Origin of the sequence: Pseudoalteromonas sp. 120-MNA-CIBAN-0494 (assembly GCF_040308885.1) — a bacterium.
Taxonomy (GTDB): Bacteria; Pseudomonadota; Gammaproteobacteria; order Enterobacterales; family Alteromonadaceae; genus Pseudoalteromonas; species Pseudoalteromonas nigrifaciens.
On sequence record NZ_JBEOOE010000058.1, the window covers coordinates 1 to 9,878 of the forward strand.

The window sequence follows — 9,878 nt, forward strand, 5'->3', positions numbered from 1 at the left end:
GAATTTGAGGAACGACTCAGCAAGCATATTTAAAATCTAAAAACGGGCAGTTACACAGAATCCGTTACAGGCTCAGACGTTATGAGTCTTAGGAGCAATCAATGACTAAATTGGCAATTGGATTTGCGACTATTATTTCTTTAATTTGTATGTTCTTAGCCGTAGCTCCTTTCACTCCTGCGGTAGGTATTTCATTTCTTATGTTATTGTTTGCAGGTTTTATTGGGTATAAAGGTTTTCTTCAATCTAGTTTAGTTTTGTTATTAATTAATACTCTTGCAGTTATTGGTAGTCCTGGCTCCGATATATCCACCGGAGATGCACTTATTTATTTACCAATACTGTTTATTGTTTCGTTTGGTGGTGTTTTAATGGGTTTAAGAAAAGTGCTTAGTAAACAGACACATAACAAGCTATTAAACAGGGACAAATAACAGTTGGCTGTTTTCGTTCCTCAACATTTTAGCCAACAATTATTTGCCCGTTAATAGGGCGTTAGCTGTTTTGCTATGTTCTAGGCTTTTTTCAAATAAAAACATCGACTTTCTTTTTGTCGGTTAACAATAAAGCAGCCTTTTCTTGATATAAATCAAAAGTATCGTCTGATATAAATTTATCAAACGTATTAATTATTTCTTTCATGTAAGAGGCTCTTACTTGATAAGTCTGACGTTCAGGATATTCTTTAGCAAGTCCATCTAATTTCTCTGAACTATTAGAAAAATACTCCATAACATTAATTTTTTTATCAGGATCTACATCCCCTCCACCATAAGAAAGGATCCTAAGTTTAGACTCTAAACTATTCATATCTTCTCTTTTTTTGGATATTATGGGGTTTCCTGACTTACCTAATCTAACTGGTTCATCACTATCGTATTTTTGTGTGTATTCTCGTTCCATTTCATTCACATTTTTAACAATACTATGAAGTTCTTTTATACTCATATTAGAAAAGTTGAGCTCTTCTTTTTTAAATACTTTTTCATATGCACTTCCCTCAATTAATGATGAATCAAAAGCATTATTGTCTTTTTTTTCTTTAACTTTAGGATCAAGGTGAGTTGTGTTTATATTAATTTTTAAGCCACTTTCGCTTGTTTTAGTAGAAAAGCTTTTTATTTTTTCATCATCACTGTTTGTAAAAATAGATATTTTACTTTCAAATAGAGTAGGTAGTAGATTGGTGCTGATTTTCATAAAAATCCTTTTTCATATGTCGTTTTCTTTTATCGACATAATTTTATAAAACTTAAGCTTTTATTTTAGATTGTTTTCTATTAACGACTCATAGGGCTGAGTCGTTAATAGAAAGTTTAACTAGCCACCAGATCTTACTTCATAAGTAATTCCACCATAAGTAGATCCAGTTGTTGTTTTATTTTCAACTTCCCAATAATAAGTGCCTGCATTAAAGATAGAAGTGGAAACTGCTACGCTATATCCGCCAGCAACTCTATCTCCATTGCTATCAACCAAAGTCACTTTGAAATCATGTCCGTCATAGTTTCTTAAAATTGCAAAACCGTATCTACGGCAATTACCACCATCATAAGTAAAGCTTGCAATAGTTCGAGTCTGCTCCAATTTAAGACTAGTGTATCTAGTGTAAATTGTAGGGCTACAACGTTCATATTCACTGGTTGTTTGCTCATTTTTAGCTGCTTCTTCAAAATCAAGAATAGAATTCAATGATGCAACTTGATCATGTTGCTCTTGTACTTGAATCGAAGATGACTCTGTAACCGAAGTATCAGCACTGATTGCATTGAAAGAATTCTTTCTTAATGGGTGGCCAAAATCACTGTACCACTACAGGATGCGTCTTTAATGACGCGCATGAAAGAGCTTGAAGATGAAAACCGCCGTTTAAAGAAAATGTATGCTGAAGAGCGGCTCAAATCTGAGGTCATTCAAGAGGCTATGGCAAAAAAGTGGTAACGGCTTCTGAGCGTAAAGTATTGGCACATGAAGTCGTTAGCACAAATAAAATGAGTATTGCCTTAGCTTGCCGTACTTTTATGATAAGTGAAACGTGTTATCGCTATACACCGATATTAAGAAATGAAAATCTAAAAATAGCAGAGCTGTTACTCGATTTGACTGAGTCAAAGCGAAGCTGGGGTTTTGGATTATGTTTTTTATATTTGCGTAATGTAAAAAAGCACAAGTGGAATCACAAGCAAGTTTACCGCATTTACCGTGATCTTGAGTTAAATTTGCGGATCAAGCCAAGGAAACGCTTAAATAGAGATAAGCCTGAGCCATTGGCAGTACCAGAAACCATCAATGAATGTTGGTCAATGGATTTTATGCATGACCAATTAGCGGATGGCAGAGCGTGTCGATTGTTTAATGTCATTGATGACTTTAATCGTGAAGGGCTGACTATTGACGCTGATTTATCACTGCCTGCTGAACGTGTGATCCGCTCGTTAAATCAAATTATAGAGTGGCGTGGTAAACCCAAAGCTATCAGATGTGATAATGGCCCTGAATATATTAGCAAGCAACTAGCGCAATGGGCGTTAAATAATGATATCGAATTACGGTTTATTCAACCCGGTAACCCGCAGCAAAATGCCTATATAGAGCGCTTCAACCGAACGGTTCGTTACGACTGGCTGAGTCATTATATTTATAGTGATATTAGTGAGTTACAAGACATAGCGACTGATTGGCTATGGACTTATAATAATGAACGCCCTAACATGGGGTTAGGTGGTATAACACCAATACAAAAGCTGGAAAAATTAAACAACGGAAATTCTACTGCCAGCCTCCATTAAAAATGGGGGGATTACCCGACGAATCTTTAATTATACCTTATCAAACGTTTGTCATCGCATTGGCTAAACAGATGTTGGTATTAATTAACAATATTCGAGAGTATGACTCACAAATAAACTCAATTTTTACCAGTATGGATGACGCCTCAATATTTACTTCACTTCCCGGCACAGGCCCTTGCCTTGCTCCTAGGCTTTTAGCTACTTTAGGGGAAGATAAATCTCGTTTTAGTAGCGCACAAGAAATACAAAACTATGCAGGCTTATCGCCAGTTACAGAGCGTAGTGGTCAAAAAAGCTGGGTACATTGGCGCTGGCAATGTTCTAAATTTGTCCGTCAGAGCTTTATAGAGTGGGCTTCCAAAAGCGTAGGGCAATCTTATTGGGCGGGCATTTATTACGCACAGCAAAAAGCGAAAGGTAATTCACACCAATCGGCAGTAAGAGCGTTGGCCTATAAATGGGTAAGGATCTTATTTAGGTGCTGGAAAACAGGAAAAGCTTATGATGAATCAAAATATTTAAAAGCACTAAAAGAGAAAGGTTCTCCTCTTTTAGTGGTAGAAAAAGCTTGTTGAGTGCCTCAGGGCGTGAAGCGGACATTCAAGCGTAACCCGTTTCTGCCCCAAAACGAGTTTAGGCGACGGTCGCAAATGAGCGATAAGCGATCATTGAGATTGGATAAATTTTAAAAATAACCAATATAGCTTATAAATACAGAAATCCAGACGAATGAACTTATCAATAGCGCAATTAATACTGCTGCGGAGCCTAAATCTTTAGCGAGACCTGACAATGGATGAATCTCTAAGCCAACTCTGTCTATTGTTGCTTCTATTGCTGTATTAACAACCTCTGCGAATATCACAAATAAAACAGAGATTAGTAGCATGACCTTTTCGTAAATACCTATCTGCCAAATCGAAATAATAATTAGCGATAAAGCGAGTAAAAAAAGCTCTTGTTTAAAAGCAGCTTCATTTTTAGCAAGCCATTTAAATGCACGCTGTGAATTTTTAAAAGCTAAAACTACTCGATTAATACCTGACGGCTTATTTGCACTATCAAATTGCATTGGAAACTCTCTTTATAGACTTAGGGCCTTACAGGCGTTAAAAATATCGTATTCAGGTTGGTATTGACTGCTGCTTACTTGAGTTAAGCCAAGTAAAGTGTCAAAAATATTGTCGTGTGAAAATACTTTTGAGCGTTGTAACTCAATACAATGATTAAATTTAGAGTTAGCGAGTTTATTACTCCAAAAAATCATTGGAATATGGGTTTGCTCGCTTGGTGCTAATGCATATGGAAACCCGTGAAGGTATAAACCTTTCTCACCAAGTGACTCACCGTGATCTGACACATATAGGAGTGACTTCTTTGTTTCGTTACTTGCTTGTAATACTTTTATCAACTGGCTTAACACCTTATCTGTGTATGCGATAGTATTATCATATGTGTTTGTTAGTTCAGTTGTACTACAGTTCTGAATATCGCTTCGAGAGCAATCAGGTTTAAACAAACTTTCGTGTTCAGGATAACGACGATAATAAGTTGGTCCATGTGAACCTATCATATGTAGAACAACCAATTTATGTTTAGCGTTACTAGTCGCTATCTTGTCTGCTAGTTTCGTAACTAATATTTCATCAAAACAGTAATGACCATCACATAACGGATGTTCTTTATTCGGCTCAATGTTGTCTGATTTGATGCGAGCACACACTCCTTTACAGCTGCTGTTATTATCAATCCATGTTACTTCAACACCACTACGCTGAATAATGTCTAGAGCATTTTCTTGACTACTAGCAAGCCGAGAATCATATTCTTTGCGGTTCAGTCGTGAAAACATACAGGGGACTGAAATAGCCGTTGCCGTTCCACACGATGAAACATCACTAAAATACTTTACGCCTAACTTGGGAGTATAAGTATTCGTTGCTCTACTATAGCCTTGTAGTGAAAAGTTAGCCGCCCGAGCTGTTTCCCCGACAACCATTACAGTTAGCGAGGTGCTCGTTTTATTTTTTAAAGTGGGCAAGTTATCGAGTACCTTGAAAGGTAATGGTGGATAAAAGTAATTATCCCTCAGGTATTTATAACTTGCTGTATAGAATGCAAACGGGGTGATATAACTTGTTAGCTGTCGGTTGTTGCGGCCAACAGAAGCGTACTCTTTATAAAAGGGTACAGCGATTAAGGCACAACAGAGCAAAGCTGATAGATTTAGCTTCGTAAAACTTTTTAAACGAACTCTAAAACTCCCAATAATTGTGAACTTGGAAAATAAGTAAGTAGGTACAATCCCCAATAAAAAAATAAATAACACAAGCTGAAAGTTCAAGTATGAAAATGCTTCACCTGAATTTGTTTCAACAATATTTTGTAACATGCTCTTGTCAAAAATAACGCCATAATTAAGTGTTGAATAAAACAACAATGAGCAAACTAAAACACTAAATAGAAGTATAGCTTTAACAAAAGTAATTAAGGACAACCAACTTAAAACTAAAACAGTCAATGAGAAAAGCAATAAAGGGACCGACGCGATAAAAAGCCAATTTATATGCCCTGACTGTGTTGCAGCCATAAAAGTATTGTATAAAAACAAGCCATTAAATGCGATAACGATATACATTGAAACTAAGCAAACAAATTGGCTGTAACTTACTTGCCAAGACGAAATACAAAATCTTTTAAAAGCAATTTTCATAGTTATTCCTTATCACTACTTTTATCAGCTAAACGATAAAGCTGCTCGGTGTAAGCTAAGTTGCTAAATAACACATGAGCTAGTGCTTTTTCAGCCAACGTTTGATCAACGTTTAGCTGTTCATTTTTTTCTTGTATTTTGGTTTGTTTGTTATAGCGCCAATAGCTGGTTTGTTGATTTGGCATTAGGATGACAGCGCGATCATTTTCTAGGTATGCAAAATTGTCGTAGTACTGCATCATTGCGCGTTCAACTGGATAACTTTTAGTCAGATCAAAGCCCAGCATAGGGGTTGCTTGGTCAATTCCTAAAAGTGACATCAAAGTAACAGGTAGATCAATTTGACTAACGAGTCTTGGATCGCGTTTACTTTTCATATCGCTGTTTAAAATAACAGCTGGTATATGAAAAGACTTCAAAGGGACAGGTTCAGAGCCAAAAACACGCACATCATGGTCTGCTACAACCAAAAATACGGTGTTTTCCCAGTACGACCGTGTTTTTGCTTTATTTATAAATTTACCTAGTGCGTAATCGGCATACTTAATTGCAAGATCACGCTTATAGTTTTCAGGGTTATGTCCTTTGGGTAGCGATACTTTGCCTTGTGGTATATCAAACGGATCGTGATTACTAGAAGTAAATACAAGACTAAAAAATGGCTCTGTCGAATTACTTAATTTAGTCAGTTCTTTATCTGCTTGATTGAATAAGTCCTCATCACTTACCCCCCAAGAGGAGATAAATTGGGGATTATCAATATGGTTGATGTCAACAATATCGTTAAACCCGTTTCCTAGAAAAAAGCTTTTCATATTGTCAAAATGGCTTTCACCGCCGTAGATAAACTGTGTTTTGTAACCTTCTTGACTGAATACATCCGCTAGTGAAAAAAAGTTATGCTGCGATTTAGATAGTTTAACTACTGAGCGAGATGGTGATGGTGTAAAACCTGTAGTAATTGCTTCAATACCTCTTACGGAGCGCGTGCCCGTAGCATAAAGGTTGTCAAACCCCCACCCTTGTTGATATAGCTTATCAAGTTCGGGCGTAATATCTAACCCACCAAGTTCTCCAACAAATCGGGCACCTAAACTTTCCTCAAGTATTATAACTAAGTTTTTTTTAACACCAGACACAAAAGGCTTGTTGTGCGCCAAGGTTGGAATATTTCCAACGACAAACTGTTTTCGATAAGAAGCCTTTTTGACCGTATCTATAATTTGTTGACGAAGCATTGTGCCATACAAATTACTGGCACTTTTTTCGTTACCCATGTTTTTCAGCGCAAACGCAACACTGTAAGTGGAGTTAAGAACAAGTGAGTTTACTAGTGAATCTTGAGAAAAATAGACTAATGCAGGGTTAAGCGGTCGGTGATTTAATGTACCTCTAGCAGCAAATAAGCAGATTATTAAAGCAGCCATTAGAATGGGTAAATTGGATGCTTTTTTCAGTGACGGTGGTTGTGTGAATGCTCTGCATAAAAGGCGATAGCTATAAACGCTTGTTAACGAGGCCAAAAGCAATGTACTTAACATTGCAAAAAGATGGCCATGCACTAACATTGAGAAGACTTCTTGTGGGTAATCAAGGTATTCAATATATAATCGGTTAGGCCTTACATCATATTGATTGATGAATGCAGGTGTTGATGCTTCAACAATAACAACTACAGTTACAACGCAGCTACCGTAAAGTGTAAAAATACGCTGGAAAAGCTCTGTTTTAGGGCGTGCAACTACATGTAGTATCAGTATAAAAACCCCAATAGTTGCTAAGTATCCAATGCTACTTAAGTCTATTCTGATTGCTCCTGATATGATCGGCCAAATATCACCATCATTTAATCTTGAATGTTGCCAAAACAATAAAGCAATGCGGGAAGTTATAAAGATTGATATCAATATAATAGTAAAACGCAACAAGGGTTTTAAAACGGAAGTATTTGCTGTCATAGTTGTGCTCGATCTTAATAATTGCAGCAATACTAAAAACCGAAACTTAAGAAATCCTGAGTCTAAACTTAATATTGGCTAAACTATGGAAACTTAAGCAAGTCTTAAGTAAAACTTAAGCTATATGGCGTAACCTAATGATGAAGATGCATTTCAGGTGAATGAGTAACACATGAAGTTATTAATAATTGAAGATTCAGCGTCACTAAGGCGTAGTTTACGAATTGGCTTAGCAAATCTAGGCTTTGCGGTTGATGACACCGGTGATGGTGCACAAGGGCTGAGTATGGCGATGACAGGTGAGTATGAGCTTATAATACTTGATATTATGTTACCGAGTATCGATGGTATTACTTTATTGCAAACCATAAGAACCAAACAGCTTGATTCTAAAGTCTTAATTTTGTCAGCTATGCAAGAACCTGAAGACCGTGTTTTAGGGCTTTTAACAGGAGCGGATGATTATCTGACTAAACCCTTTTCATTTGATGAGCTCCACGCTCGACTGCTAAATTTAATGCGCCGTGGAGGATTGAAGATGATGAGTGATATCATAACTATTGATAATTTAGCACTGAATTTACAGTTAAAACTGCTAAAAGTTGCTGACAATGTTATCGACTTAACACCCAACGAGTACAAAATTGTCGAATGTTTATTTAGCAATCAAAATAAAGTGTTTAGTGCAGAAAAGCTAAGTACCTACCTTGCAGGGCAATATGATTTGATATCAAAGAACTCGATTGAAGCCCATTTATCATCTGCTCGCAAAAAAGTAAGAGTTGCAGGAGGGGAGCTGCCAATTCAGACCAAACGTGGTTTTGGTTATATTGTACAAGGACAATAATGAAATCTATTCGCAGTAGATTAGTTGTTACACTTTCGGTAACTATAACTAGCTTTGTTTTATGCATTTTGTTGGCAACCGACATTGCTGTTGATAGTTGGATAGATAATGAGTTTGATCGCAGCCTGCAATCCAAAGCAGGTATGTTAATGACCTTAGTACATAAAACTAATGAAGGTTTTTCGTTTCACTTTTCTAGTGAGTTTTTGCCCGAGTTCGAAGGGGAAATAGAGCCTGAGTACTTTCAATTATGGAGCAAAGAAAGTGTTTTTACCCGCTCAAAAAGTTTAGATTTATTTGAAGTTAAAAACCTACCATATGAAAGCTTAGAAATTGGCGAGTCAAAAATACTCCCTATACAATTATCTGATGGCCGAGATGGTCGGGTGTTTTATAGTCGTTTTATACCACAAGAAAAAGACAATATATCAGTAGACACATATAAAAAAACAAATGATGAGCCACTGACTTTAGCTTATGCAGCGTCTTCTGAGGAAGTTGATTTTGTACTTTGGTTGATTGACGTTATTTTTATAGTCACCATAATTACAGTTATTGTATTTATTCGATTATTTGTCAGGAAGGCGATAGATACATCACTTGCGCCATTAATTAAACTCAACCAAGATATCAGTCAGTTAAGTATTACCAGTGAAGGCTCACAGATATTTATACAAGATCCAGTTAAAGAGCTCTTGCCTATTGTTGAAAGCTTAAATGCTTTTATTAAAGAGAATAGACAACTTTACCTAAGGGAAAAGCGACTTACATCCGATATTGCCCATGAAATAAAAACGCCCATTGCCGAACTTATAAATATGGCAGAAGTTGCTATCAGGTTTCCAAATGAGATTGAGCTCAATGAGGATTTTAAGCCTGAAGCGTTGAAAATAAGTTTACGGCTTAAAAATATCGTGTCGAACTTATTGCTATTACATAAATACAGTAATGGTAAGCTAATCAAACAAGATGCTTGTGATTTAAATCAAGTCATTACCAGAGTCTTAGAAAACACTAATTTATCGCGTGTAAATTTGGAGTTGAATGAGAATGCACCAGCAATTATAAGCAACTTGTTTGCCCTCGAATCAATTATTAGCAATTTAGTTAACAACGCTAAACAATACAGCCCACTAAATTCAAAAATTTTAGTTTCGACAATGATTTCAAAAGAAAAACTTTTATTTTTGTCAGTTACTAACTCCCTTATTGAACCTTTGAGTGATAATGATATAGACCAATTATTTGACCCTTTATGGCAAAAAGACACTTCAAGAACATCGAATGATAACTTTGGATTGGGGTTATCAATCGCTAAAACGCTTAGTAAAGCAATTGATGCGCAATTAAGTGCAGAAGTTAGTGACAGAAAAATCACATTCTCTTTAGCCTTAAACACTGATTAGTTTATTTAGCCCTACATAGAAATAAAGGCTGGGGAATGCAATTATGTGATGAGGCTCCTAAATACTTAATTGTACTGGTAGCTATGAGGATGTAACTAATTTTGTGTAACTGCCTATCATTATTTACTCTAAAAAGAGTTTAAGGATTAGGCGATGAACATG

8 protein-coding genes and 2 pseudogenes are annotated in these 9,878 nt (G+C 36.3%); 5 read left to right on the top strand and 5 right to left on the bottom strand.

Features of this window, described 5'->3' with window-relative positions; translation table 11 throughout:
• The first annotated feature begins 101 nt into the window (after nt 1-101).
• The gene (locus AAEY55_RS17600; protein ID WP_350552500.1) at nt 102-434 is read left to right on the top strand and encodes a DUF6419 family natural product biosynthesis protein; all 333 of its coding nucleotides are present in this window, start codon (nt 102-104) and stop codon (nt 432-434) included.
• A gap of 91 nt (nt 435-525) precedes the next feature.
• Here AAEY55_RS17600 and AAEY55_RS17605 read toward each other — a convergent pair whose 3' ends face one another.
• Both AAEY55_RS17605 and AAEY55_RS17610 read right to left on the bottom strand, forming a co-directional pair.
• Nucleotides 526-1,200, bottom strand: a complete 675-nt coding sequence (locus tag AAEY55_RS17605) for a hypothetical protein (RefSeq protein WP_013463096.1) — start codon at nt 1,198-1,200, stop codon at nt 526-528.
• A gap of 120 nt (nt 1,201-1,320) precedes the next feature.
• Nucleotides 1,321-1,692, bottom strand: a complete 372-nt coding sequence (locus AAEY55_RS17610) for a hypothetical protein (protein WP_024599458.1) — start codon at nt 1,690-1,692, stop codon at nt 1,321-1,323.
• 126 nt (nt 1,693-1,818) lie between these two features.
• Between AAEY55_RS17610 and AAEY55_RS17615 the strand changes: the two are divergent.
• Together AAEY55_RS17615 and AAEY55_RS17620 are read left to right on the top strand one after the other, a co-directional pair.
• Nucleotides 1,819-2,789, top strand: a pseudogene (locus AAEY55_RS17615) (IS3 family transposase); the annotation flags it as partial.
• 149 nt (nt 2,790-2,938) lie between these two features.
• A pseudogene (locus AAEY55_RS17620) lies at nt 2,939-3,367 on the top strand (transposase); the annotation flags it as partial.
• A gap of 110 nt (nt 3,368-3,477) precedes the next feature.
• Here AAEY55_RS17620 and AAEY55_RS17625 read toward each other — a convergent pair.
• Genes AAEY55_RS17625 through AAEY55_RS17635 form a run of 3 tightly spaced genes read right to left on the bottom strand, consistent with a single transcriptional unit; the run spans nt 3,478 to nt 7,463 of the window.
• The gene (locus tag AAEY55_RS17625; protein WP_024599461.1) at nt 3,478-3,864 is read right to left on the bottom strand and encodes a diacylglycerol kinase; all 387 of its coding nucleotides are present in this window, start codon (nt 3,862-3,864) and stop codon (nt 3,478-3,480) included.
• 12 nt (nt 3,865-3,876) lie between these two features.
• Complete coding sequence (locus AAEY55_RS17630; RefSeq protein ID WP_024599462.1) at nt 3,877-5,505, bottom strand: phosphoethanolamine transferase; 1,629 nt, start codon at nt 5,503-5,505, stop codon at nt 3,877-3,879.
• Nucleotides 5,506-5,507: 2 nt separating this feature from the next.
• Entirely contained in the window at nt 5,508-7,463 is a 1,956-nt protein-coding gene (locus AAEY55_RS17635) for an LTA synthase family protein (RefSeq protein ID WP_024599463.1), read from the bottom strand.
• A 172-nt stretch (nt 7,464-7,635) separates the two neighbouring features.
• On the opposite strand from AAEY55_RS17635, the gene AAEY55_RS17640 reads away from it, so the two are divergent.
• Nucleotides 7,636-8,310, top strand: a complete 675-nt coding sequence (locus tag AAEY55_RS17640; protein WP_024599464.1) for a response regulator transcription factor — start codon at nt 7,636-7,638, stop codon at nt 8,308-8,310.
• A complete protein-coding gene (locus tag AAEY55_RS17645) occupies nt 8,310-9,716 on the top strand; it encodes a cell wall metabolism sensor histidine kinase WalK (protein ID WP_024599465.1) in 1,407 nt (468 codons plus the stop codon). Before AAEY55_RS17640 ends, AAEY55_RS17645 begins: the two co-directional genes overlap by 1 nt.
• Nucleotides 9,717-9,878 lie beyond the last annotated feature (162 nt).